Genomic DNA, 25,742 nt, shown 5'->3' with positions numbered 1-25,742 from the left:
AGGATACAGGAAATGGGCAAAACTAAAAATAGCAATGCATTACTTTTTCGCTTTTCTTCTAGGTATTTCTTCTTTTTCCACTTTTTCACAAGAGGAAAACAGCCTTCTTTGGGAGATATCCGGTAACGGGTTGGAGCAAAGTTCCTACCTCTACGGAACTATGCATGTAAGCAAGCGTATCGCATTCCGGTTGGACGATGTTTTCTACCAAGCGTTGGACAAAAGTGAGGTTGTGGCCTTGGAATCCGATCCGGATACTTGGTTGGAAGCAGATGAGAATATCGGTTTTACGGCAACGGGACAAGGCAGTAGCTTTAACCCTAAAGGTTTTTATAGGTATCCCTTTACCATTAGAAACCCAAGAAAAGAAGAGATAGCGGGTTATTTGGCCTTTGAGGATCAACGGGTCAATAACATCCTCTATAGAACCAATGCATATTCCCAGAATTTTGAGGAAGAAACCTATCTGGACATGTTCATTTACCAGACCGGGAAAAAATTTGATAAGAAAGTCATTGCCTTGGAAAATCTTGAAGAATCCACTGCATTGGTGGGCCGTGCAAGTTTAAATGCCATGAAGCAAAAACCGGATGAGTGGCTGCAAAAGAAAATGCAACAACAGGACCCCATGACCTTATTGCAGGATGCTTACCGCAACCGGAACATAAATCTTTTGGATTCCTTGGACAAGGCCATGTATACGGACCATTACTTAAAAAACATGCTCTTTATCCGCAATCGCAATATGGCCAGGGAACTGGATTCCGTAATGCGTAAGGCAAAAGTGTTTACAGGTATCGGAGCGGCCCACTTGCCCGGACGACAAGGAGTCATTGCCATGCTTCGGGAAATGGGGTACACCGTTCGTCCCCTTACCTCCCGGTCTACAGCCAAAGGCAGAAGATTAAAGGAGAAGTTTGAAAAATCGATAAAGGAAAACGAATATGCCCCCTTTTCACCAGATGACAATTTCTTTAGTCTGGTCCTGCCGAACAAACTTTACCCCATTGCAGGTTATGTAAACACCACCTACATTTCTCCGGATTTGGCCAATGGGAGCTATGTTATGGTAAACCGTATTCCCACTTTTTCGCATCTAAAGCAAGATGCCACCTATACGCTCGAAGACCTGGACAAACTATTGTTCGAGAATATTCCCGGAAAAATATTGGAGAAGACCCGAATCAGTAGAAATGGATTCCAAGGCTTGGATATCAAAAACAAATTGAAAAACGGAGATCATCAGCGTTATCATATTTACGTGACTCCCTTGGAAATTCTAATTTTTAAAATGGGTGGTCAGGACGACTATGTCACCCAATATTCCGACACTATTTTTAATAGTATCCAGTTTAAAAAGGAAAATGCTAAAAACATTAAGGTTACTTCGGGCTATGTCGATTTTCAGGTCAAAATGCCACCCTTGTACAGTTTTCCCAATCGATATCGAAAAGGAGACCGCCTCATCCAAGGATTTGATTCCATAACCGATACCTATTATTTCTTACGGAAAGCCACTTTAAACGATTTTAATTTTATAGAGGAAGACTCTTTCGAATTAAAAAAAATACAACAACGGTTCTATAAGGAATTGAAACTGATCCCCACTTACCAGAAAATCAAAAACAATAGTTTGGTATCCAAATCGGTTTTGGATTCCATTGCCAAAAAGGAACTTTATTTAAAAACCGTTTTTAACCGAGGTGATTATTATTTAATGGGCTGCCTTACCAAAAGCCCTGAAAAGGCAAATATATTTTTTGACTCTTTCCGGTCAAAGGAAGTTAATCATAATAAACCCTTTAAAAAGATTAGGGATACGGCATTGTTCTTCACAACGGTCACCACGGTAAAACCACCAAAGTTTGTGGAAAACAGCAAAATGTACCGAAACGGACGGCATAAGCCCAAGGCTTATGAAGGCTACACGAAAAAGACCATTTACCAAAACAAGAACAACGAAGCCATCACTTTGGAACTGAACAAATCCCACGATTTGATGATGTATTCCAATATTGATTCCGTATGGGCTTACCGAAAAAAACTCCAGACCAAAAATGGACTGAATATTCTAAGCGCAAAAGACACCCTCTACAATAGTGGTCATTATGAACTAAAAATGGTATTAACGGATACGGCCAGTACGCGTGGTATCCTAGTTAAAAACATAGTAAAAGGAGGTTTGTTCTATGAACTGAAAGCACAGACAGATACCGTACTAGGCCCCACCCCCTTTGTTGCCAAGTTCTTCGAACATTTTGAACCTTTTGATACCCTTATCGGAAAGGATATATTAAAGGACAAGACATCCACATTTTTTGCTGCATTACGTGCCAATGACAGTATTATACTGGAAGGCCATAAGTTTGTCAAATTCCAAAAAAAGCACATTGATTCCCTGAAGTATTATATCTCGGAATTTAAGTATCCTGAGGACAAAAAATATATTCAATCCTATTTGATACAGCAGTTGGGAAAGTTGGGCGACCCCAAAGTGATACCCTTCTTGACCGATTTTTATGTAGGTTCCTATAACAATTCCAGTGCCCAGACCAAAATCTTGCAGGCCTTGACGAAAAAGGTGGATGAGGAATCAGCAGAGGTTCTGCTGGAACTTTTATCAAAAGATTTGCCTCTGGTGTCCAACACCTTGGAAATCCATAAGATATTTAGACCTTACACGGATAGCCTGCCTTTGGCTAAAAAGTTGTTTCCGGAACTATTGGATTATAGTGCCATAGCCGAATACAAGCCCAGTATTTTTTCTATGCTCGCAAAATTAAAGGCCAAAGGTCTGATCAAACCTAAGCGTTACAAAAAATACCGAAAACAAATCTTGAACGATGCCAAAATACAATTGAAACGACAAATGGGTTTGTCCGGTACAAACCTACAGAACACTTACCACAAAAAAATTCGTAATCAAAGTAGTGGGATTCTAGAAAACTATGCCATTCTGTTATTTCCTTTTCGCAAGGAAAAAGAAGTGGCCGAGTTTTTTGAACGTCTGCAATGGGTAAAGGACCGAAGAATTCGCACAACCTTTGCCATGCTAATGGCTCAGGAAGAATCTCCAATTCCCCAAACGATGCTAATAGGTTTGGCCAAGAACGTTAATAGTAGATTGTTGCTTTTTAATAAGTTTAAGGAAATTAACAAGTTGAATGTATTTCCCAAAACATATAAAAGCGAAAAGTATCTGGCGGAATCCCTACTTTTTGAACAGCGGCCCTACTTGCAAAACCAGGATTCCGTTCTTTTTGTAGCGGAGCTTACATTGCAATATCGCGGTAAGACCTACAATGGGTATTATTTTAAGACTCGGAACAATCAGGATTATGACACCAACTTTACCATGCGCCTAGTTGTCTTTGAAAAGGGAAAGGGACTTACGGCAAAGCCGTTTTATAAAAACGAAGGATTGCGTATTGAGGACACGGACACGGAAGAGGACGCGATCAACTATGCCACGGAAGAGTTTTTCCTAAAGGATCGGAAACGTGCCCAGGTTTACCGGCCTACGGGTTATGGCGGATATGGGTATCACGGATATTGATTTTCTGTTTACCGCAAAAATGTGCCATATCATCCAAATACTGTTTTCAATTCCTACAAAATCCTTTACTTTTACGGCTTAATAAATATTAAACCCCCGATAATGCGACTATCCCAACTACTTGTGCTCTCCTTGGTATTTGTATTTACCAATTGCTCAAAGGACGAAACTCTTATTCCCGATTCCGATTCGAAAGAAGAACCCAAACTGGAGGAGCCTAAACCTGAGCCCGAGGACCCAAATGAACCAGAAACCGAAGTTTATTTTACCTATAGCAGCTATCCCTCGGATGCCGATAATTGGATTATTATCCACGATTCCGAAGGCCAACTTATTGATTATAAAATGATTGAAGATGGTGGGCCAGTAGAATTTTTGGGAATTAAGGACTCTATTCCTGAGAAGATTAGTATTACTGAGTTCTTTTATTCCGTTGATGGGGGAAACAATCCATTTCATTCATTGCTGACCTACACGGATATTGAGCCGGGAAGTGTCTGGAACAATTTTCACAATCCTCCCCAAGGGAATCTTATGGGCAAGTTTAGTCTTAGGATTGAAAATATTCCCGGGCTTAAGTCAAATACCCTATCAACGCCGAGAGGATCATTGAATGCTTCGGACACTCAAGTTGAAGGTGATTTCAATAACTCAACCTTGAATTTAATTGATATTCCATTATATGAGAACGAGGATTACCTCTTAAGCATTTATGACAATTCCGATGGCCATAAGTATGTTTTCTTGCCCAAACCACAAGATGGCCTAGATAGCATCATAGACTATTCGCAATTTTTGGAATATGATACTTATTTGGAAATTGATTTGCCTACTAATGATTTTGCACTGTTATATATACAGGGTTATTCAAGTGATGACCCCAATTATTTCTGGACTGGGCAAACTTTAAGTTTTAATCTTGATTTTAGTGCTCCGACTATGACAAGAGCTGGCTATTTGGACATTTATGAAAAGTATAGAACGGAATTCAGCATAAGGTCGGATGGATGGTCATACAGCTTTTCCCAAAGCGGTGCAATGGTGGAGGATATTGCTATCCCTATGAGGCCCTCTTTTACATTGGAAAATGCATCTTTATATGATCTTAGCTTTGCAAGTGATAAAAACTTCATTACCAAAAACACTACGCACTCCCGTAACTTTACAGATGGTGACGGAATTTATTCCGAAACAATATGGTACGTCCGTTCATCTGGAAATACATCACATAAAGTGGGAGAATTGCCCGAAGAAATCCTATTGAAATATCCTGCTATGAATCCGGAAAGCTTAGAACTTCAATCGATCAATCTGATAACTCAAGGGTTTTCCCAACAAGAGCTATTTAATCAGATGACCAATAAGGAAAAAAAGGGAGATTTTATTGAAGAAGGGTTTGTTTTCACCAACTTTTAAAGCTAAAATAGCTATGTCCAGATACGTAAGAGTTTTATTTTTTCTATTGACCTTATTAATTAATTTGAATTGCTCAAAGGATGACACCCCTGCTCCGACCCCTGATTCCAGGGAAGAACCTAAACAGGAAGAGCCCAGCGAATCTGAAAGTGAGGTTTACTTTACCCTTAATGTAGATAATGCTTATGAATCCGCCCCTCCAGGCTCGGAGGAAATTAACAATTGGATTTTTATTCACGATGAAAACGGAGGTTTACTGGATTATAAAAAGTTCGAAAATGGGAGCAACATCGTTTTCGAAACTTCAGATTTACAGATGCCAGCTAATCTTACGGTTACAATCTTCCATCATTATTTTAGGCTCAATGAATTCAGACATGAGTTTGAGACGTTTCCAGGAATTGCCAAAGGAAGTGAATGGTTTCTTAATACCTACAAACTGGAACCAAGTGGGGCCATTTTGAACGGGACATTTAATCAGACCATCAACAACATACCAAATCCAAATGTAGGCATCCCCTATTTTTCGTTATCTACCAACGTTGCACCGGCATTGCCCGAAAACGTGTCGGTATCATCTCCCATTTCCGGAAAGACTTCGATGGAAATACAGAATATCCGTCTAATTCAAGACAAGGATTATCTGCTTTTTGTAGAGGATGGGGAGAATAAGAATCTAAGGTATACGTTTTTCGCCCCTTCTGATATGGGCGACACTTCCCCTATCAATTTTGAAAATCTTGAACCTGTCAATTTTACCGCCAAAATCATATCTCCACCAAGCAATCTGAAATTCTTTTCGGCCAGGGCCTTGGATGAGGGCCAGACATACCGCAACTCAGGTTATAGCCTTATCGAGCCCGGCACGATTAAGTCTCATCCACTGAACATTTCTACAGATCAATCTTACATACAAATTCCCATTTTGGAACGCTTTACAAAATATCAGATTACAGCACAAGTACAGCTTCCAGATTACAAGTGGTATTATGTTAAGCAAGGGGAAAACCCTATGGATGTTTCTGTGCCTGACAAACCTATGGTGACTTTTTTAAATGATGCCATTAGTGATTTTGAGATAATTACCGATTTGGAATATGGTCATAAAATAAGTTCATGGTCTGTTAGAAATGATGAAGGCGATGGCACCACTGGGTTAACTTTGAGAAAAATCCATTCCACCTCAACTGCATATCCAATTTTGGGAGAAATTCCCGAAGAATTCGTTTCTATGTATCCAAAAATTGATTTGGAAAATATGGTATACGCCTTTACGGATTTTTATCTGCGTTCAGAAACCTATTCAGAATTTATTTTTAACTCTTATGAAGCCAATCAAGATAGATGGAATCAGGATTTAGAACTGGAATACATAACCCTATTCAAGGAATAAAGACCTCAAAAGCATTTTTGTTCATAGTCTGAGTTATTTTATGAACCCAAACAAAGGGTTATTGATATTTCTGCATTTTAACACCATCCGTTAGAAAAATCATACCAGATATTGATTATGAGGAAGTACTTCAAAGGTTAATTTTTATGTAACAAAATAGTTGCTTGACTCCTTAAAAAGTTTTAAATCCTATTGAATATTGCTCAAGTAGTTTTAACTTGCTTTTGAAAGATTATCAGACTGCTAAATAGTAAATGTTCAAAAAAAATCTTTTCATATTAATAGCTTTTTTTAGTTGGCCTATAGCTGCACAACAAATCACCTGTTCCCCGGCAGACAAACAAGCTTTTGAAAACAAGACCATAGCCATTGATGGATTGCTGGAAAATGATTTTGGAAAGACCATGGTGGCCATTGGTAAAACCTTTATGGGCACGCCCTATGTGGCCAAGACCTTGGAAGTGGGCGATATTGAAACCCTGGTCATTAACCTTCATGGGTTGGACTGTACTACTTTTGTAGAAAACGTGTTGGCCTTTGGTAAACTGCTAAAAGAGGGCCAGGGCGACTTTGACGATTTCACACAAGCCTTGGAAACCATTCGGTATAAAGATGGCAAGCTGGAGGGTTATGCATCCCGTCTGCACTATTTTTCGGAATGGATCGCCAATAATGAAAAGAAGGGGTTGTTGAAGGATATCACGTCGGAAATAGGAGGAATGGAAATTACTAAGGATATCAATTTCATGAGCACCCATAGGGATTTATATCCATTCCTAAAGGATGATGCGAATTTCAAGAAAATACAAGCTTCAGAAAACTACCTGAACGACCAATCCATCTGTGTTTTACCCCAAGACAAAATTGAATCCAACGAGCATTTGATTCAATCCGGAGATATCATTGCCCTGGCCACATCCATTAATGGTTTGGATGTTACCCATACAGGCATTGCAACGCGTGAAAAAGATGGAAGAATTCATTTGTTACACGCCTCCACAGGCTCCATGGAGGTTGAGGTTACCGAACTCCCGTTATCCGATTATTTAAAAAAAGTAAAGAAAAATACGGGCATTATGGTGGCAAGACCAAACCCTTAGGCATTCGCCAAGGACATTACATACTTCTTTGGAGTTGTTCCATATTTCTTTTTAAAGGCGGCTATAAAATGGCTTGCCGTGCTATAACCGATTTTAAGGCCCACTTCATTAACATTGTTTTGCCCAGTTTCCAATAATCGCCGTGCATGTTCCATCTTATAATCGAAAAGGAAACTGTAGACGGAGTCACCGTAAATCTGCTTAAACCCTTCCTTCAGTTTTTTTAGAGGCAACCCTATCTCCTCTGCCAAAGCTTGCAAACTAGGAGGTTCGGCCATTTGGGAAATGATAATTTCCTTAGCCTGGCGAATACGTCTAACATTATCCTCGTCCACCAAAAAGGGACATTGCTCCACATCGGCATCCGTATTTCTATTGAAATAAAGCGAGACCAATTCATATACCTTGCCGTGGATATACAGTTCCTTTACGGAGGGATGGAGATTATAATTCATTATTTGGCTCAAGACCACTGCTATGGCGGGAGATACCGCTTCTTGGGAATAATACTTCTTTTCCTGGTTTTCGGGGCTCAGGAAGGGAATGTAATGGGCCTCTTTTGAGAAAAGGGAATGAAACTTGCGTATGGTCATCACAATGGAAACCATCCAGGAATTGGGGTCCAACATTACGTTCATAGGCAAATCCAATTGGGTATTATAAAGTAAAAGGGAATTCTCTTCGGAGACTTCCAGCGCATAACGGCCCTCATTGAAAATGAACTTGGCATGCCCTTTAAGGCAAAAATGAAACTGTATAAAAGAACTATCGATTTCACGGGTAAGTTTTTGAAAATCAGCGGTATCATTTTGAATTTTCAATACGTAAAATCCATTTTCTATAAGGACTTCATCATAAGAACCTTGAACGACATTTTTTTGTAGCATAAGCTAGTATCATTTTGTTATTCTATTTAGAATTATTCTAAATAGCATAGGTCAAACCTCCTTTATTTCCTACAAAAATAAGGGTTTTGGTCGGATTACTCCTGAATTTGGCCCAAAAACACTTCAAACGTTATTAAAAGAACCTCTGGCGTTATTTTTATTGAGGCTATGCTTCTATTTTTGCTTTCGATTCTTTGGTTTATATGAAAGACTACCATATTTCCAGACACAATTCATTTTATACGATCGGCCTAAATTATAAAAAGGCCGATGCCGAGGTACGCGGTAAATTCAGTTTGGAAGAGACGGCCATGGATAAACTTTTAGTGGATGCCAAGGCAATAGGCATTGATGGTCTTCTTGTAACCTCAACTTGCAATCGCACTGAACTGCACGGTTTCGCACAACATCCCTTTCAATTGATAAAATTGTTATGTGACAACACCCAGGGGACCGTTGAGGAGTTTCAAGAAGTGGCCTATGTTTATAAGAACAACGACGCCATAGGTCACCTTTTTCGGGTAGGCACGGGGCTTGATAGTCAAATCCTTGGTGACTTTGAGATTATCAGCCAACTTAGAAAGGCCTTCAATCGTTCAAAAAGGCACAATATGGCAAATCCGTTTGTTGAACGGCTCTGCAATTCGGTTATTCAAGCCAGTAAACGGATTAAAAATGAGACAGAGCTTTCATCTGGTGCTACATCGGTGGCCTTTGCCTCCGTACACTACATTCTAAAAAACGTTCCCAATATCTCACAGAAGAATATTCTCCTTTTTGGTACTGGGAAAATTGGTAGAAACACCTGTGAAAATCTGATCAAACACACAAAAAACCCTCACATCACCTTAATAAACCGTACAAAGGACAAAGCGGAAAAAATAGCGGGCAAATTTAATCTAACCGTCAAGGACTATGGGGAGCTGCAAAGTGAAATTCGGAATGCGGATATACTGGTAGTGGCAACTGGAGCACATCATCCTACCGTTTCCAAGGAACTTATTTACACCAAAAAACCATTGTTAATATTGGACCTCTCCGTTCCCAAGAATGTGGCGGATGATGTTGTGGAATTGGACAATGTTACACTTATACATCTAGACCAGCTTTCCCAAATGACCGATGAGACCCTTGAGCGCAGGAAACAGTTTATCCCTCAGGCGGAGGCCATTATTGAAGATATTAAATGTGATTTTATCCAGTGGTTGGAAACGCGCAAGTTTGCTCCGGTAATCAGTGCACTTAAGAAGAAATTAAAGACCATGAAGGATGAGGAATTGGATTACCAAGCTAAAAAAATGTCGGATTTTAATGAAGAGCAGGCAGATGTAATTACAAATCGAATCATCCAAAAAATAACCAAACAATTTGCCAATCATCTCAAGGAAACCCATACCGATGCTGATGATAGTCTGGAACTCATCCAGAAAGTGTTTCAATTGGAAGTGAAATCGTAATGGGCAAAATCATCCGAATTGGAACCCGCGATAGCGAACTTGCGCTTTGGCAGGCAAACACGGTAAAGGAAAAGCTGGAAAATCTTGGTCACCAAACTGCACTGGTTCCCGTTAAATCCACAGGGGATTTGGTACTGGACAAACCGCTTCACGAACTTGGGATAACAGGAATTTTTACCAAAACCTTGGATGTGGCCTTATTGAAAGGTGAAATAGATATTGCGGTGCATTCCATGAAGGATGTGCCCACCATCTTGCCCAACGATATTGTACAGGCGGCTGTTTTGGAACGAGGTAATTTTCTGGATATCCTGGCGTATAAGACCAATCAGGAATTTTTGGCCCAAAAAAATGCCGTGATTGCAACGGGGAGTCTCCGAAGAAAGGCGCAATGGCTCAATCGTTATCCTACCCATACCACTACGGATTTACGAGGCAATGTGAACACAAGAATCGAAAAGCTAAGAAACAGCGATTGGAATGGTGCCATATTCGCCGCGGCTGGTCTGGAACGCATTGGTATAAAACATAAAAATACTATAGGGTTGACCTGGATGTTGCCAGCACCAGCTCAAGGGGCCATTGTAGTTGTTGCCAGAAAAGGAGACGTTGAGATATTGAACGCTTGTACGGAACTCAATGATGAGCCAACCGAAATTTGTACCACGGTTGAACGTCAATTTCTGAACAAGTTGGAAGGCGGTTGTACCGCCCCGATCGGAGCTTTGGCAAAAATAGAAGAAGATCGTGTTGTTCTACAAGGTGTTCTGCTAAGTACGGATGGCAGTAAAAAGTTGGAGTCGGAACTTTCCGCAAGAGTGGGCGAGCATCACAATCTCGGTCGCGACTGTGCCAATAGTATTCTGGCCCGTGGAGGGAAACGTTTAATGTCAGAAATACAGGGAGGTTTAACAAAGAGCCCTACCGTTTTCTCTACAAAAAAACTGACTTCAGATCAACTTTCTCGGTTCAGGGAATCGGTAACCGTAGATTCTGAGGATTTTATTCAAGTGAATCCTTCCAGGATTCCCTCGGTAGTCCTAAAATCAAAGATTAAAAATGTCATCATTACCAGTCAAAATGCCGTAGAGGCAATTTTGACCCATAATACGGCGGATACGTTACAGTTTGAAAATATTTATTGTGTGGGCCGTAAGACAAAGCGCCTTATTGAAAAACGGATAGGCCCTGTAAAACATCAGGAGAAAAACGCCATTAAATTGGCCCAACACCTAGTGGAGTATATGGACGGCTTGGAAGTAACTTATTTTTGTAGCCATCAAAGATTGGATGACCTACCGACCATTCTATCAGAAAATAACATCACCGTAAACGAAGTGGAAGCGTATAGAACCAAATATTCTCCTACAGAGATAGCCAATGGAGTAGAGGGAGTATTGTTTTTTAGTCCCTCTGGCATAGAAAGCTATTTGTTAAAGAATCCGGCCGATAAAATTGCATATTGCATTGGCGAAACTACCGCCAAGTTTGCCAGAAAGCACTTTGCCGACGTCCATCTAGCTCGAATACCTACCATTGAAAGTGTAATAGATAAGGTGAACGAAAACTATGACCAAAAATAGGGCTTTTTTAAATGGCGCTCGAAAAACATTGGATTAGGAAAGCGAACAACAAAAGCACCTCTGGATCCAGGCTAAAAAAATGAGCATTTGGTTTTAAGCCTTACAATGACCAACGAGTTGAAAATATGAGTGTTACCAATGATTTATTTTTAAGAGCCTTACGCGGTGAAGCCGTAAATAGACCACCCGTATGGATGATGCGCCAGGCTGGGCGATATTTACCGGAGTTCATGGAAATTAGGAAAAAGTACGATTTCTTTACCCGCTGCCAGACTCCCGAATTGGCCTCTGAAATTACGGTACAACCCATCCGAAGATTTGGCATGGATGCCGCTATTCTTTTCAGTGATATTTTGGTAGTCCCCCAAGCCATGAATATTGAGGTACAGATGAAACCCAATTTCGGGCCTTACCTGCCCAATCCGATTCAATCGCAAAAAGATGTGGATGCTGCAATAGTTCCCGATGTAAATCAGGAATTGGATTACGTAATGCAGGCCATTCAAATGACCAAGGAAAAATTAAATAACGCAGTTCCATTGATCGGTTTTGCGGGCTCACCTTGGACCATATTATGTTATTGCGTACAAGGACAGGGAAGTAAAACCTTTGATAAGGCCAAGGCATTCTGTTTTACTCAACCGAAGGCTGCCCATGAAATGTTACAAAAAATTACGGATACTACCATTGCCTACCTCAAGGCCAAGGTAAAGGCCGGGGTTAACGCCGTTCAAATATTCGATTCTTGGGGCGGTATGCTTTCTCCTACCGATTATCAGGAACTTTCCTGGCAATACATTCAGCAAATTGTCGATGCCTTAAAAGACGATGCCCCCGTAATCGTCTTTGGAAAAGGATGCTGGTTCGCCTTGGGGGAAATGGCAAAGTCCGGAGCTTCGGCATTGGGTGTAGATTGGACCTGTTCAGCAAGAAATGCGAGATATCTTAGCGGAGGAAACATTACCTTACAAGGTAATTTTGACCCTGCCCGATTATTGTCGCCTCCATCGCAAATTAAAAGTAGGGTTACACAGATGATAAACGAGTTTGGGAAGGATAAATATATTGTCAATTTGGGGCATGGGATACTTCCCAATATTCCATTGGAAAATGCAAAGGCATTTATCGATGCCGTAAAGGAATACTCAAACTAAAAAGAGGGTTTAGAATAAAGCAAAAAGTGGTATTTGATTTTGACCATTATTTTATTGAACCTATCCAAGAAAAAGATTCTTGGAAGTTATGCGATTTTGTCGTCTCCAATGCCGATAGACTAAAACGATACTTCCCAAGGACGCTTGAACAAAATCTTACACCTGATCTGTCCAAGTATTTTGTAGAAAAGAAAGTAAAGCAATTCCTAACAAAGGAAGAACTGCTTTTTAAGTTAAAACATAAAGAGCGCAGAACGATTATCGGCCTGGTGTATATAAAAAAACTGAACCAAGACAAAAGACAGGCCGAACTGGCCTATTGCATCGGCTATCAATTTGAAGGAAAAGGTTGGATGTCACAAAGCATACAAGCATTATCAAATTATGCTTTTGAGGTTCTGGATGTGGAAACCCTTCAGATTATTGTACATAACACAAATAAAGGAAGCATCAAAGTAGCGGAAAAATGTGGCTACACATGGCAAACGACATTGAAGAAGGAACACAGTCCCCCGAATGAACCCGCATTGGATATGGAGTTGTACGAACTAAATTGTTAACACCTAAAATCCTTTGGCCTTGCCCCAAGGGGACAAGAATTGTAATATGAAAGATACATTCTACGCCTACATTCAAAATCTTCAAGACACCATAACTTCCAAACTTGAAGAGATAGACGGCAAATCCAAATTTAGGGAAGATCAATGGATTCGTCCGGAAGGAGGTGGAGGTCGTTCACGGGTCATCGAAAACGGAGCGGTTTTTGAAAAAGGGGGTGTAAATATTTCGGCAGTTCATGGGGAATTGCCCCAGAGTATGCAAAACTATTTTGGGGTTCAGGATGCGGATTTCTTTGCTTGTGGACTTAGTTTGGTCATCCATCCAAAAAGTCCCATGATACCAACGGTACATGCCAATTGGCGTTACTTTGAAATGTATGACAAAAAAGGGGAAATTGTAGATCAGTGGTTTGGAGGAGGTCAAGATCTTACGCCCTATTATCTATTTGACGAAGATGCCGTTCATTTCCATTCCGTTTGCAAGAAAGCGTGTGATGCACATCATCCGTCGTTTTATCCAGACTATAAAAAGAAGTGCGATGCCTACTTTTGGAACACCCATAGGAATGAGGCCCGTGGTGTGGGCGGACTCTTTTTTGACTATTGCAAAACTTCGGAGGAAATGTCCATGCAAAACTGGTATAATTTTATAACGGAAGTTGGCGATAGCTTTTTGGAAGCCTATATACCAATCGTTATAAAAAGAAAAGGGCTTAAGTACACCAATAAACAAAGGGATTGGCAAGAAATTAGACGGGGGCGTTATGTAGAATTCAATCTCGTTCACGACAAGGGTACCTTATTTGGGCTAAAGACCAACGGCCGTATTGAAAGCATTTTGATGAGCCTTCCCCCGCACGTGCAATGGCGTTATGATCATCATCCAGAAGAAGGCAGTGAGGAAGAGCGTTTGCTTAAAATTCTTCAAAAGCCCAAAGAATGGGTCTAAAGCACATCTTCACCTTTTTTCTGGGGCTATGTTCCTTTGTGTCACAGTCACAGAACGATAGCTTGTATATCCGTAGATTTCCGGAAAAGGTCACTTTGAGGCTTGGCGTACAGAACACTTCCAATAGTTTTATAGTAACCGATACAGAGACCAACCAACAAACCGAATTCATCCCCAATGATAAGACCTATCTTGGGCTTTCCGCGTTATTCCGTTCCGTTGAGGTGGATTTAGGTTACGCCCCTAATTTTTTCTCCGAAAATCGGGACAATAGCGGATCCAAACTCTTTACGTTAAACTTTAGAATGTTCTTGGGTCGATGGATGCAAACTTTGGATTTCTATAGACAAAAGGGATTTTTCACTCCATTTAATGACGAGTTTCTGCCCTTTCCAGAACTACGCACCTTAAAAATTGGTGGAACCACTAGCTTTATTTTTAATCGGAATTTTTCGTTTAGAGCCATAGGGTTCCAAAATGAATGGCAGAAAAAAAGTGCCGGCAGTTTTATTCCCAGATTCACCTTTTACTATACCCGTTTTAAGTTGGAGGATACAAATGTTCAAGTCGGTGATGACCACTCCTTTAATCTAGCCATTGGGCCAGGGTATTATTACAATTTAGTTATCGGAAAACACTATTTACTCTCTGCAGGTGCCACGATAGGGTTAGGGGCCAATTTTACACGTTCCGAAGGAGAAACATTTACCTCCAGTCTCGCCCAAGTAATTTTTAGAAGTGCCATAGGTTATAATTCTGAGCGGTTTTTTACCGGAATTAATTTAAGCGCCCAAGTATTGGAACATGGAACGGACCAAAACACGCAATTGGATGACATCATTACTTTTGTTGAGTTGTATATCGGATACCGCCTTAATGCCCCAAAAAAATGGATTCAAAAGGCGGATAGGTTTAATCGTAAATTCGGTCTGGACTGAAGGTTATAGTCCTTATCATGTTGGATATTTTCCTAAATTTAACCCATAAGGCCCTTCAACATTAAAAAAGCTTGAATGTTAAAAAAACCAAGATTGTTCCTTGCTGGAGTTTATTTTACCTATTTCAAAAAGGTATTTAAAAATGATGGCCTAACCATTCATGTCCCCTTTCATTTGACGGATTTTAAGTTTCGTGGAAGGTTTGTCTTGGGCACCTATGAAGAAGAGGAATCCCGATATTTAAAGGAATATCTTTCTCCGGATGCTAAAGTGTTGGAACTTGGTTCCTGTTTAGGTTATGTTTCTTGCCTCACCAACAAATTGCTTTCGGACAATTCGGCACACGTGGTATTGGAGGCCAATCCAAATTTAATTCCTTGGATAGACAAGAATAGGCAGGAAAACGGTTGCGAATTCGCTATTGAAAATTGTATTATATCCAATGAGGAAATAAATGATTTTTATATACACCACCTTATCGTTGGAGGAAGTGCTAAACGTAAGACCCCGAACAGGATTAATATAAAGGGAGAGACGTTTCAGGGACTGCGGAAAAAATACGGGCTGAACTTTGATACATTGATCATGGATATTGAGGGGGGAGAACTGGATTTATTTCGAAACTATCAGAAAGGTATTGCAGAATTTAATCAAATTTTTATGGAAGTACATCCTTTTGCCAATATATTGACCCAAGAGGAAGCCCAAGAATGTGAAGATATCCTCCGCTCTATAGGGTTTGATATTTTGGTAAGGGACGGAAATTTTCAAATTTGGAAGAAAAGGAAAATGTCCGCTTAAATTATGAAACTCAACATATATCAAATAGACGCTTTTACTGATCAGGTTTTCTCAGGAAATCCAGCTGCGGTTTGCCTCCTAGAAACTTGGTTGGCTAATGAAACCATGCAACGGATAGCTGCGGAGAACAATCTAGCCGAAACCGCATTTCTAGTAAAAAAAGGTGATGGGTATGAAATACGATGGTTTACCCCATCCATTGAAGTTGCTTTATGCGGTCACGCCACTTTGGCCTCCGCTTATGTATTGTTCAATTACTACGATGTTACCACAAACAAGATTATTTTTTATTCAAAAAACCGGGGAGTCCTATCCGTAGAAAAGGGAGAGAATGGCCTTTTAACCTTGGATTTCCCTGTAGATTCCGTCGTAGAAGTCCAACCCTTGGCTATATTGAACGAGGCTATAGGAAAAGCCCCTGTACAGACCTTTAAGGGGAAAACGGACTATTTGTTAATTTATGAAGACCAGCAGGGTATTGAGGACATTGAACCTAACTTTTACTTACTTGGGAAGGCCAATGTACGAGGAGTCATCGTCTCCGCCAAAGGTATGACAGTTGATTTTGTTTCTCGATTTTTTGCGCCAGGCTCAGGAATTGATGAAGATCCCGTTACCGGATCAGCACACACCACGCTAACACCGTATTGGTCCAAACGGTTGGGAAAAACGAAACTGAGCGCCAAGCAATTATCCAAAAGGGGCGGTGACCTTTTTTGTGAAGACCTTGGAGAACGCATCAAGATATCTGGAAAGGCAGTACCCTATTTGATTGGTGAAATTGAAATCTAAGGGCAATCTACATGGAAACCTCTTACGTGCTTGTAAAACCTATGAAGAAGAAAACTTCTCTATTTTTCCAGTTTCTTTTTAGGAGCAAAGGTTCTATCATGGTGATAATGCCAAGTGTGTTTTTGCTATTGTGCTGTAAAGAAACCGATACAAAGGACCAAGGGGCAACTATTTCCCTATGGTATGGAACCGAACAATATTTTGGAAATATAGGTCACCCACAGGCACAAATCAATGTATTGGGCAACATCCAAACGGATAGTGTTGGGATAACAGCATACTATATGCTTAATAATACTCAAGAAAAGCATGTGCTTACCTTAGGTTCCGACCTTCACCGATTGGCTGCCCAAGGTGATTTTAATATGGAAATCTATAGGGATAGGCTTAAAAAAGGCAAGAATACCATATATCTTCACGTCACTAAGAACGGGAAGGAACTCACATCAAAGGAAATTAGTTTACATTACAACCCGGAAACAGAATGGCCCTTACCATATTCCATAAACTGGGCAGAAGTAAAAGATATTCAAGATGTTGTTCAGGTAGTGGACGGTCATTGGAAAATAACCCCCAAAGGTATTCGCACCCAAGATGTGTATTATGATAGGGTATTGGCCATTGGTGATACTTCTTGGCGAAACTATGAGGCAACCACTACTGTGACCTTTCACGGTTATACCCCTCCGGAAGAAGGTCCGCCCACTTACAATGTGTCCCATGCAGCCTTGGCCACCTTATGGCCCGGTCATGACAAGGACAGTTTGCAGCCTAATCGGAAATGGCATCCTCTAGGTGCTACAGCTGAATTTAGGATTACCGACGGTTATAAAGATTGTAGATGGCGTATTTTTGATGGTGATAATTTTTATGAGGAGCAAAAAGAAGATCAATATCGCAATATTGTGGAAGGAGTACCATACGGGATGAAGCACCGGGTACAAGACCTTCCTGATAATAGCATACAATATTCGGTAAAGCTTTGGGAAGCAAGTAGGGAAGAACCTGAAACATGGGATTTCCAAGCCATAGAAACCTCCAAAACAAAACACCTGGGAGGTTCTTGTCTACTTATTGCCCATAATACGGATGTCACTTTTGGAAATGTAGATATAATTCCATTGAAAGAAATGGCGGCGCCTAACGATTAATTATCTTTGGAATTCCGAACTTGAAATAAAAGCAGTACCATGCATCCATTGATACGAAATAGACGCCTCCGAAGCTCTGAGACCATAAGAAGAATGGTAAAGGAGACCGTTCTCACACCTCATGATTTTCTGGTCCCACTCTTTGTGGTAGAAGGGAAAGGTATAAGACAGGAGATTCCTTCTATGCCAGAGTATTACCGACTTAGTTTGGATAATTTGGAAAAAGAGGTCAAAGAACTTTGGAATATGGGCCTATGTGCCGTGCTTCTCTTTGTAAAAGTACCGGATAATCTAAAGGATAATAAAGGTTCCGAAGCGTTGAATCCGAATGGACTCATGCAGCTCGCCATACAACATGTAAAAAATGCTTGTCCGGATATGCTGGTGATGACAGATGTGGCCTTGGATCCCTATTCTTCTTATGGTCATGATGGAATTGTTGAAAACGGTCGGATTTTAAACGATGAAACTTCAGAGATTTTGGCGGAAATGAGCGTTAGTCATGCCCAAGCGGGAGCTGATTTTGTAGCACCGAGCGATATGATGGACGGCCGTATCCTTACCATACGAGAAGCCTTGGAAGAAGAAGGATTTACAGAAACCGGCATCATGAGCTATAGTGCCAAATACGCCAGTGCCTTCTACGGACCGTTCCGCGATGCACTGGATTCCGCTCCCGTAGACATGAAAGATGTACCCAAGGACAAAAAGACCTACCAAATGGACTATGCCAATCGCTTTGAGGCCCTAAAGGAGACCCAAATGGATATTGATGAAGGTGCGGATATTGTTATGGTAAAACCCGGATTGTGTTATCTGGATATTGTTCGGGAAATACGCAATGATGTGGAGGTTCCGGTAGCGGTGTATCAAGTTTCTGGGGAGTATGCCATGCTTAAGGCCGCCGCTGAAAAAGGTTGGTTGGAGCATGATGCCATACTTATGGAACAACTGATTGCCATTAAAAGAGCCGGAGCGGATATTATTGCCAGTTACTTTGCCAAAGACGCCGTGAGGTTAATGTCATAATTATTCGGACAGACATGGGGCCAATATTGTTTAACTGCAGATTTTTTTCTTTTTAGAATGAACCTATATTACATATGAAAAAATTGTTATTTATCTTTTTTGGTTTACTTCTTGAAATCGCCTTCGCTCAAGAAGGAGCTTCCAAAGCTTTAAATATTCCCCAGCCAGGGAAACTCACCTATGATATCCCATCCGAAGTAGGCCTTGATTCATCATATATACATACCAAAGTCGATTCCATTATAACGAATGGTATAAAAATGAAGGCCTTTCCAGGTGCACAGGTACTGGTAGCCAAAAATTCTAGGATTATTTTTCATAAAGCCTATGGGTTTCATACCTATGACAGCTTACAACCTACAGCTCTTAGCGACATTTACGACCTTGCCTCTGTCACTAAGATAACCGGACCCCTACCTGCTCTTATGAAATTGGTAGACGAGGGGAAATTGGATTTGGACAAACCCTTTAGCACCTATTGGAAACCCTGGCGCAATATAAAGGACAAAAAAGATTTGACGCTACGGGAAATCTTGGCACACCAAGCAGGGTTGGAACCTTACATTATTTTTCTCAACGAGGTCATCAAAAAAAATGGAAAACTTAAAAGTAGATTCGTAAAGAGAACGAAGCAAAATCGATTTCAGAACAAGGCCTACGAGGGACTTTATGTAAATAATCGATTTAATCGGAAAATGTATCGTATGATCAACCACTCAAAGGTTTCCGATGAAAAGAAATATCGTTACTCGGGACTCACTTTTTTAATATTTCCTGAACTTATTGAACAATTGACTGGGGAGTCCTATGAATATTATCTGGAAAAGAATTTTTACCTGCCTTTGGGAGCTGCTACCTTAGGGTTTAAGCCCAAAACAAAAAATTTCCCCAACCAAATTGTCCCAACAGAACTAGATACCTTGTTCCGCCATACACTGACCCAAGGTTGGGTACATGACGAAAACGCATCACTTTTAGGTGGAGTATCCGGCAACGCTGGTCTTTTTAGTTCGGCCCCCGATCTGGCTAAAATCATGCAACTCTATCAAAACTATGGCAGTTATGATGGTAAACAATACCTGTCCGAAGCCACGGTGAAGGAATTCATAAAAATACAGTATCCGGATAATGAAAACCGACGTGGCCTAGGTTTCGATAAACCGCTACTGGACAATGCCGAACTATCATTGGATGAAGCCTACCCGGCACCTGAGGCAAGCTCCGAAAGCTTCGGACACAGTGGATTTACAGGGACTTTTGTCTGGGCAGACCCAAAAAACCAATTGGTATTTATTTTTCTTTCCAACAGGGTCAATCCCACCAGGGAGAATCGTAATTTGTACACACTAAATATCCGATCCGCTCTCCAACAGGTGTTCTATCAGGCTCATTTGCCATTGAATTAAAAATCTTAAGTATAGGGATTGAGATAGGTGACATAAATCTGGGGCACCAAATGATGGGTCAATTCGGCCATAAGTTTAACAACCAAATTGCCAGCACTTCTAAAAATAGGTTTCACTAATTTAATTGGTATCTTTGATTTGGTAAAACTTCATCCATGGGATTGTTACTCTTTTATGCCCTTGTTTCCATATTTTTTTCCTTTCTGTGCTCCATATTGGAGGCCGTGCTTTTGAGCATTACGCCTACCTTTATCAATCTTAAGAAAAAGGAAGGCAAGTCCTATGCCTTGACCTTGGAGGGGCTCAAAAAGGATGTGGACAAACCATTAATAGCTATACTAACCTTGAACACCATAGCCCATACCGTTGGGGCCATTTTGGTAGGGGTACAGGCGAAGGTAGCCTATGCAGACCTGTATGGCAGTACACAACATTCGGTTTTGGGGATAACGTTTACGGAAGACCTTATGGTAGGTGTAGTTTCAACAATTATGACCATCTTGATTTTGGTGGCCTCGGAAATCATTCCAAAAACCATAGGCGCAACATACTGGCGGCAATTGGCCAACTTTACGGCTAGGTCGCTAAAAATAATGGTATTGGCCTTAAAATGGACAGGGCTCCTTTGGTTGTTGCAACTTTTTACCAAATTGGTAGGCGGTAAGGGTCATCATGGGAGTGTGCTGAGTCGGGAAGACTTTACGGCCATGGCCGATATTGCCCAGGAAGAAGGTGTCTTCGAAGAATCGGAGTCTACCGTTATTAAAAATCTACTCCGTTTTGATGAGGTATTTGTGAAAGACATCATGACTCCTAGGGCAGTTGTTAAAATAGCTTCTGAGCAGAGTACGGTTCAGGAATTCTTTCATGAAAATCCCAAACTTCGATTTTCCCGTATTCCTGTCTATGACACCAAAGTAGACAATATCACCGGTTTTGTTCTCAAGGACAATGTATTGGAGGAAATTGTCAATAATAATGGAGATATTACTCTTTCCGAAATTCGTAGGGACTTATTGATTACCAAAAGGGATACGCCCATTCCCAAGCTATTTGATACTTTAATCGCAAAACGGGAACATATTGCGCTTGTTGTGGACGAGTATGGATCAGTAAGTGGTATTGTAACTATGGAAGATGTTATTGAAACGCTTTTGGGCCTCGAGATTATGGACGAAAGCGACAATGTAGCCGATTTGCAGCTTTTGGCCCGAAAGAATTGGGAGCACCGCGCCAAACAGAGCGGTGTAATTGAGCAAATCCAGCCACCTGATTCCCAACCGGAGGAATAATCCGTCTCTATAAAGTGCTATTAAAGCTATGGAAAAAGCATGTGTAAAAACACCTTTGGGTGTTGCCAAGTTGGAAGGAGATGCTATGGGACTATCTAGCATTACCGTTCTCGATACAGATGAAAAAACAACAGAAATAATCCCAGAGCTTCTTGAGGATGCCGTATATCAACTTGAGGAATATTTTGAGGGAAAACGAAAATCCTTTAGCCTAACCCTAAATCCGGAAGGAACCAATTTTCAAAAAAAAGTTTGGGCAGCACTTCAGAAAATCCCCTATGGAAAGACTGTCTCCTATTTGGACCTTTCCAAGACCTTGGGTGACGTAAAGGCCATTCGTGCCGTAGCCGCGGCCAATGGTAAAAACCCGCTATGGATAATCGTACCTTGTCATAGGGTAATCGGAAGCGATGGCTCCCTTGTCGGTTATGCCGGTGGTCTACATCGAAAAAAATGGCTTTTGAACCATGAGAGCCCTGCTAAACAGCAATCGTTGTTTTAATTACTTCAAACCGTTTGGTCGGTTGATTGATTAATGTTCAATGTTGTTTGGAATAGATTGCATTTCATCGATCTAGTCATTATTTTAAGGGAGGTTTTAGGCTTAATAAATTGTTCTTTGAACAAAAAGACCGACCACAAGGTCGGTTTTCGGTTTTTCTCCAAGCAAATTTCTGTTAAGAGCTTTTTGAAAGGCCAAAAGATATCATAGTTCTAGCCTTTGCAAATTTGTTTGTATCTTGAGTTCAAGACAATTTATAATGAAGTTCCCCTCCCTCATAGATATTACGGGTAAGGCCCAAAATGCTTTTAAGCGCTTTCCGGTTACCTTGGTTTGGGTAATTCTTGGTTCGTTTTTCTATATTTTCCTTCTAGAGGAGAACTCAAGTGTATTGCTAAAAAAGTACTCCGATGTTCTATTAACTCTATTATTGGGTGTAAGCTGGTTTATCGGGACCCAGTTCTTTCTGGAACAATTGAAAAGTCCCAAAAAATGGATGGGTCTAAAGCTGGTTGTTTTGGCTTTGCTATTCCTTTTTTATTGGCACCTACCAGATTTGGGTAAATCCGATGTAGATCCAACCTACTACATCCGATTCTTTCTATACTTCATAGCAGGGCATTTTTTCGTGCTTTTTGCTCCCTTTGCTATAAAATGGAACAAAGAGGCGTACTGGAACTATTTAAAATCCGTGGGATACGCCATTATCCGCAGTGCCTTTTTTTCAGGGGTACTGTATTTAGGTCTTGTCCTGGCTCTGTTGGCCATAGATTCGTTGTTCAACATTGATATTAAAGGTGAACGTTATGGCCAGTTATTCGTCTTTTGCTTGGGAATCGTAAATACATGGATATACTTATCAGATTTTCCAAAAGAAATATTGGGGAACAGGATAATAGCATTTAACAAGGCCTTGGAGGTATTTGTAAAATATATATTGATCCCCCTAGTGCTCCTATACATCTTAATTCTGTATGCGTACGGCCTTAAGATTATAATGCAATGGGAACTACCCGAGGGTTGGGTATCCTATTTGGTCACGGCCCTGGCGTTATTGGGTTTTTTGGTCCAAGTGATCATCAACCCTGTTCAAAAATCCATCAAATCATGGGTGATAAACCATTTCTATCCGTGGTTTTACATTTTGTTGCTTCCTCTAATCCTATTACTCTTCGTAGCCATTTTTAGGCGCATTGGGGATTATGGGTTTACTGAAAACCGATATTTTGTTTTGGTAAGTGCATTCTGGATTTTGGGCATGGCAATTTATCTTCTTCTAGATCAAAAGAAACGTTTAAAAGTTTTGCCCATATCACTTTTTATCTTGGCAATTCTCGCTTCGTTTGGTTTTTGGGGGGCGTTCAGCATTTCAAAAAACAGTCAAGTTGGGGAATTTCAAAGGGTATACAAGGATGTTGGGGCCAAAGATAATGTAGCAAGTTTCAAAGAGTATGAGCAGTTAAAATCTGTTCTTTCTTATTTGAATGACAGAAAAGCGCTATCCCATTTGGATGATATTACCGGTATATCCATTCAAGGGATTCTTAAGGATACCACAAATGGAAAATTAGAAACTTACAGTTGGCTCGATACCGAAAAAATATTGGATTCCCTGGGTATTACACTTAACCCAGAGGATTTAAAACAAGAAGGGGCCTATGGGAACTACTACAATTATTACGGGCAAGGAAATACAGGTCAGAGTTTGGATATCACGGATTATTCCTCTTTTGCTCCCCTAGAAATCCATGGGAATTCGCCTGACAGCATCCGGCTGGAATCCTATTATATCAAGTATCGTTCAAAATCTTCAAAATTAACCTTACACGGTATAGAAGATGGCAAGGCCTTCCTAGAAATTCCCTTGGGACCAAAGCTAGAGGAACTTACGCAATATGGAAAAAACCTTCATTCCATTGATCCCGATGAATTGATTATGGAATTCGAGAATGACAGTACTTCTGCCAAACTTGTATTTAGCAATTTGGGGTTTTATGTTAAAAAGGATTCCATAGAAATTAGCCATTCCAGTATTTACCTTTTCCTAAAACAGCCTTAGATGTTACAGAAAATAAATTTGGAACATGTTTTGTTCCTGGATATAGAGACCGTTCCCCAACAAATTGCTTTTGAAGAGTTGAACGATACGGAGCAAGAACTTTGGGAGCAAAAATCCCAATACCAAAGAAAGGACGAGATTACGGCCGAGGAGTTCTATGAACGTGCTGGTATTTGGGCAGAATTTGGAAAGATTATATGTATTTCCGTTGGCTATTTTAATCTAAGGGGGGGCATCCGTAGTTTTAGGGTGACCTCCTTTCATGGAGATGAAGTAAAAATCCTAAAGGACTTCAAAAACCTTTTGAACGATCACTACAGCTCGCCAAAACATCTGTTGTGCGGGCATAATGGAAAGGAATTCGATTTCCCCTATATCGCCCGGCGCATGATTGTCCACGGCATTTCATTGCCCTATAAGCTGGACCTTTTTGGCAAAAAACCTTGGGAAGTACCTCATCTGGATACTATGGAACTATGGAAATTTGGGGATTACAAACATTATACCTCCTTAAAACTGTTGGCCCATATTTTGGGGATTCCATCACCCAAGGAAGATATAGACGGTAGCAAAGTACGCGAAGTTTACTATGAGGATAATGACTTGGACAGAATTATTTTGTATTGCGAGGGCGACGTGGTTACTACGGCTCAAGTTTTTTTGCGCCTACGGAATGAGGATTTGTTGGAACAAGCGGAGATTAAAAAGGTCTAAGGTAAGATTATCATCCATTGTACTTCAATTGTATATATACAGGAAAATGATCGCTATACCCGCCTAGGTATTTCCGCCCAACATAGGTTCTATAGGGACTGCCTTTATATTTTCCTGTCCACTCGGTCAAAAAGCGGTCGTCAAAGATATTGGCATGGGCAAAGCTGTGGGTCCCTTTTTCATAATTGAAGAAGTTGTGCGAGACCATAATCTGGTCAAAAAGACTCCAACTTCGTCTATAATTAGCACTACCCCTTTCTGGTGAATGCAGCTTTTCCATGGGATTGTACAAGGTGCTGGATTTCATTAAAGTCTGTATACTTTCAGAAGTAGGGTCATCGTTAAAATCCCCCATAACTATATAATTGGGGTTAGGGGTTTCCACTTCCAGGGCATTCATAAATTCCCGTATGGTATGGGCTGCCTGTACCCGTTTGTATCCTGTTTCTACCTTACCGCTCCTACGGGAAGGCCAGTGGTTTACAAAAATATGTACTTCCTCTCCGTTCAACTTTCCATGTACATATAAAATATCCCTAGTAGTATCACGTGATCCGTCCAATTCATAAATCAGCAAAGCGATTGGTTCGGAATGGAGTACCTCAAAACTCCCTTTGTGGTAAATTAATGCCGTATCTATACCACGTTCATCCGGTGAGTCATAATGTACATATCCATAATCGATATCTTGCAAAGGTTCGGAGGCTATTAGATCGTCCATAACTGTTTTGTTCTCCACTTCTGCTACTCCTACAAGAACAGGTGGGTTTTTGGCAGATCCGTTCCCAATCTCAGAAATGGTCATGGCCAATTTGTTTACTTTCTTTTGATATCGCCTAGGGGACCACTTTTTAGTTCCATTTGGTGTAAAGTCGTCATCCAAGGTGTCCGGATCATCTATAGTATCAAATAGATTTTCCAGATTGTAAAACGCAATGGTATGTAGCTGTTTGCCTTTCTTTCTCTTAAATAATGAAAAAAGCATGCATTCTTTTTTTGGGGA

The 25,742-nt window shown here is 40.6% G+C and carries 21 protein-coding genes; 19 read left to right on the top strand and 2 right to left on the bottom strand.

Annotated features, from left to right (window positions below):
* The first annotated feature begins 34 nt into the window (after window positions 1-34).
* The 4 genes from ACP2AF_RS05770 (at window position 35) to ACP2AF_RS05755 (ending at window position 7,465) form a co-directional block, all read left to right on the top strand.
* A complete protein-coding gene (locus tag ACP2AF_RS05770) occupies window positions 35-3,556 on the top strand; it encodes a TraB/GumN family protein (RefSeq protein WP_425235286.1) in 3,522 nt (1,173 codons plus the stop codon).
* 102 nt (window positions 3,557-3,658) lie between these two features.
* Complete coding sequence (locus ACP2AF_RS05765; protein ID WP_425235285.1) at window positions 3,659-4,972, top strand: hypothetical protein; 1,314 nt, start codon at window positions 3,659-3,661, stop codon at window positions 4,970-4,972.
* 13 nt (window positions 4,973-4,985) lie between these two features.
* Entirely contained in the window at window positions 4,986-6,365 is a 1,380-nt protein-coding gene (locus ACP2AF_RS05760; RefSeq protein ID WP_425235284.1) for a hypothetical protein, read from the top strand.
* Window positions 6,366-6,619: 254 nt separating this feature from the next.
* Window positions 6,620-7,465: an N-acetylmuramoyl-L-alanine amidase-like domain-containing protein gene (locus ACP2AF_RS05755; RefSeq protein ID WP_425235283.1), complete on the top strand. Its 846-nt coding sequence runs from the start codon at window positions 6,620-6,622 to the stop codon at window positions 7,463-7,465.
* Here the strand turns inward: ACP2AF_RS05755 and ACP2AF_RS05750 are convergent.
* A complete protein-coding gene (locus ACP2AF_RS05750) occupies window positions 7,462-8,352 on the bottom strand; it encodes a helix-turn-helix transcriptional regulator (protein ID WP_425235282.1) in 891 nt (296 codons plus the stop codon). The two genes, ACP2AF_RS05755 and ACP2AF_RS05750, sit on opposite strands and share 4 nt — an antisense overlap.
* Window positions 8,353-8,555: 203 nt before the next feature.
* Between ACP2AF_RS05750 and hemA the strand changes: the two genes are divergently transcribed.
* From hemA to ACP2AF_RS05675, 15 genes are all read left to right on the top strand, one after another.
* Entirely contained in the window at window positions 8,556-9,809 is a 1,254-nt protein-coding gene (gene hemA, locus ACP2AF_RS05745) for a glutamyl-tRNA reductase (protein ID WP_425235281.1), read from the top strand.
* Window positions 9,809-11,392 (top strand): hydroxymethylbilane synthase, encoded by a 1,584-nt coding sequence (hemC, locus tag ACP2AF_RS05740; RefSeq protein ID WP_425235280.1) that lies wholly within the window; start codon window positions 9,809-9,811, stop codon window positions 11,390-11,392. Before hemA ends, hemC begins: the two co-directional genes overlap by 1 nt.
* 125 nt (window positions 11,393-11,517) lie before the next feature.
* Entirely contained in the window at window positions 11,518-12,546 is a 1,029-nt protein-coding gene (gene hemE, locus ACP2AF_RS05735; protein ID WP_425235279.1) for a uroporphyrinogen decarboxylase, read from the top strand.
* Window positions 12,547-12,572: 26 nt separating this feature from the next.
* Complete coding sequence (locus ACP2AF_RS05730) at window positions 12,573-13,106, top strand: GNAT family N-acetyltransferase (protein WP_425235278.1); 534 nt, start codon at window positions 12,573-12,575, stop codon at window positions 13,104-13,106.
* Between the two features lie 46 nt (window positions 13,107-13,152).
* The gene (gene hemF / locus ACP2AF_RS05725) at window positions 13,153-14,055 is read left to right on the top strand and encodes an oxygen-dependent coproporphyrinogen oxidase (RefSeq protein WP_425235277.1); all 903 of its coding nucleotides are present in this window, start codon (window positions 13,153-13,155) and stop codon (window positions 14,053-14,055) included.
* Entirely contained in the window at window positions 14,046-14,993 is a 948-nt protein-coding gene (locus ACP2AF_RS05720) for a DUF4421 family protein (protein WP_425235276.1), read from the top strand. The genes hemF and ACP2AF_RS05720 overlap by 10 nt, the downstream gene beginning before the upstream one ends.
* A 75-nt stretch (window positions 14,994-15,068) precedes the next feature.
* Complete coding sequence (locus ACP2AF_RS05715; protein ID WP_425235275.1) at window positions 15,069-15,794, top strand: FkbM family methyltransferase; 726 nt, start codon at window positions 15,069-15,071, stop codon at window positions 15,792-15,794.
* Between the two features lie 3 nt (window positions 15,795-15,797).
* Window positions 15,798-16,586: a PhzF family phenazine biosynthesis protein gene (locus ACP2AF_RS05710; RefSeq protein WP_425235274.1), complete on the top strand. Its 789-nt coding sequence runs from the start codon at window positions 15,798-15,800 to the stop codon at window positions 16,584-16,586.
* A 41-nt stretch (window positions 16,587-16,627) separates the two neighbouring features.
* Window positions 16,628-17,737 (top strand): hypothetical protein, encoded by a 1,110-nt coding sequence (locus tag ACP2AF_RS05705; protein ID WP_425235273.1) that lies wholly within the window; start codon window positions 16,628-16,630, stop codon window positions 17,735-17,737.
* A 39-nt stretch (window positions 17,738-17,776) separates the two neighbouring features.
* On the top strand, window positions 17,777-18,766 hold the full coding sequence (gene hemB / locus ACP2AF_RS05700; protein ID WP_425235272.1) for a porphobilinogen synthase: 990 nt from the start codon (window positions 17,777-17,779) through the stop codon (window positions 18,764-18,766).
* Window positions 18,767-18,840: 74 nt separating this feature from the next.
* Window positions 18,841-20,172 carry a serine hydrolase domain-containing protein gene (locus tag ACP2AF_RS05695; RefSeq protein WP_425235271.1) on the top strand — a complete coding sequence of 444 codons (1,332 nt, stop codon included), beginning with the start codon at window positions 18,841-18,843 and terminating at the stop codon, window positions 20,170-20,172.
* 155 nt (window positions 20,173-20,327) lie between these two features.
* The gene (locus tag ACP2AF_RS05690) at window positions 20,328-21,464 is read left to right on the top strand and encodes a CNNM domain-containing protein (protein WP_425235270.1); all 1,137 of its coding nucleotides are present in this window, start codon (window positions 20,328-20,330) and stop codon (window positions 21,462-21,464) included.
* Window positions 21,465-21,492: 28 nt separating this feature from the next.
* Entirely contained in the window at window positions 21,493-21,966 is a 474-nt protein-coding gene (locus tag ACP2AF_RS05685; protein WP_425235269.1) for a methylated-DNA--[protein]-cysteine S-methyltransferase, read from the top strand.
* Window positions 21,967-22,225: 259 nt separating this feature from the next.
* Window positions 22,226-24,025, top strand: coding sequence for a DUF4153 domain-containing protein (locus tag ACP2AF_RS05680; protein ID WP_425235268.1), 1,800 nt, complete (start codon window positions 22,226-22,228; stop codon window positions 24,023-24,025).
* Window positions 24,026-24,739 (top strand): 3'-5' exonuclease, encoded by a 714-nt coding sequence (locus ACP2AF_RS05675; RefSeq protein WP_425235267.1) that lies wholly within the window; start codon window positions 24,026-24,028, stop codon window positions 24,737-24,739.
* Between the two features lie 10 nt (window positions 24,740-24,749).
* Here ACP2AF_RS05675 and ACP2AF_RS05670 read toward each other — a convergent pair whose 3' ends face one another.
* A complete protein-coding gene (locus ACP2AF_RS05670) occupies window positions 24,750-25,724 on the bottom strand; it encodes an endonuclease (RefSeq protein ID WP_425235266.1) in 975 nt (324 codons plus the stop codon).
* Window positions 25,725-25,742 lie beyond the last annotated feature (18 nt).

Origin of the sequence: Ulvibacterium sp. (genome assembly GCF_965248315.1) — a bacterium.
Lineage (GTDB): Bacteria > Bacteroidota > Bacteroidia > Flavobacteriales > Flavobacteriaceae > Ulvibacterium.
This window is presented reverse-complemented; position numbering and strand designations above follow the sequence as displayed.

What these genes read in the sequence shown, in the direction of transcription:
- ACP2AF_RS05770 (WP_425235286.1), top strand. Translation starts at nt 35, where the DNA reads ATGCATTACTTTTTCGCTTTTCTTCTAGGTATTTCTTCTTTTTCCACT.
- ACP2AF_RS05765 (WP_425235285.1), top strand. Translation starts at nt 3,659, where the DNA reads ATGCGACTATCCCAACTACTTGTGCTCTCCTTGGTATTTGTATTTACC.
- ACP2AF_RS05760 (WP_425235284.1), top strand. Translation starts at nt 4,986, where the DNA reads ATGTCCAGATACGTAAGAGTTTTATTTTTTCTATTGACCTTATTAATT.
- ACP2AF_RS05755 (WP_425235283.1), top strand. Translation starts at nt 6,620, where the DNA reads ATGTTCAAAAAAAATCTTTTCATATTAATAGCTTTTTTTAGTTGGCCT.
- ACP2AF_RS05750 (WP_425235282.1), bottom strand. Translation starts at nt 8,352, where the DNA reads ATGCTACAAAAAAATGTCGTTCAAGGTTCTTATGATGAAGTCCTTATA.
- hemA (WP_425235281.1), top strand. Translation starts at nt 8,556, where the DNA reads ATGAAAGACTACCATATTTCCAGACACAATTCATTTTATACGATCGGC.
- hemC (WP_425235280.1), top strand. Translation starts at nt 9,809, where the DNA reads ATGGGCAAAATCATCCGAATTGGAACCCGCGATAGCGAACTTGCGCTT.
- hemE (WP_425235279.1), top strand. Translation starts at nt 11,518, where the DNA reads ATGAGTGTTACCAATGATTTATTTTTAAGAGCCTTACGCGGTGAAGCC.
- hemF (WP_425235277.1), top strand. Translation starts at nt 13,153, where the DNA reads ATGAAAGATACATTCTACGCCTACATTCAAAATCTTCAAGACACCATA.
- ACP2AF_RS05720 (WP_425235276.1), top strand. Translation starts at nt 14,046, where the DNA reads ATGGGTCTAAAGCACATCTTCACCTTTTTTCTGGGGCTATGTTCCTTT.
- ACP2AF_RS05715 (WP_425235275.1), top strand. Translation starts at nt 15,069, where the DNA reads ATGTTAAAAAAACCAAGATTGTTCCTTGCTGGAGTTTATTTTACCTAT.
- ACP2AF_RS05710 (WP_425235274.1), top strand. Translation starts at nt 15,798, where the DNA reads ATGAAACTCAACATATATCAAATAGACGCTTTTACTGATCAGGTTTTC.
- ACP2AF_RS05705 (WP_425235273.1), top strand. Translation starts at nt 16,628, where the DNA reads ATGAAGAAGAAAACTTCTCTATTTTTCCAGTTTCTTTTTAGGAGCAAA.
- hemB (WP_425235272.1), top strand. Translation starts at nt 17,777, where the DNA reads ATGCATCCATTGATACGAAATAGACGCCTCCGAAGCTCTGAGACCATA.
- ACP2AF_RS05695 (WP_425235271.1), top strand. Translation starts at nt 18,841, where the DNA reads ATGAAAAAATTGTTATTTATCTTTTTTGGTTTACTTCTTGAAATCGCC.
- ACP2AF_RS05690 (WP_425235270.1), top strand. Translation starts at nt 20,328, where the DNA reads ATGGGATTGTTACTCTTTTATGCCCTTGTTTCCATATTTTTTTCCTTT.
- ACP2AF_RS05685 (WP_425235269.1), top strand. Translation starts at nt 21,493, where the DNA reads ATGGAAAAAGCATGTGTAAAAACACCTTTGGGTGTTGCCAAGTTGGAA.
- ACP2AF_RS05680 (WP_425235268.1), top strand. Translation starts at nt 22,226, where the DNA reads ATGAAGTTCCCCTCCCTCATAGATATTACGGGTAAGGCCCAAAATGCT.
- ACP2AF_RS05675 (WP_425235267.1), top strand. Translation starts at nt 24,026, where the DNA reads ATGTTACAGAAAATAAATTTGGAACATGTTTTGTTCCTGGATATAGAG.
- ACP2AF_RS05670 (WP_425235266.1), bottom strand. Translation starts at nt 25,724, where the DNA reads ATGCTTTTTTCATTATTTAAGAGAAAGAAAGGCAAACAGCTACATACC.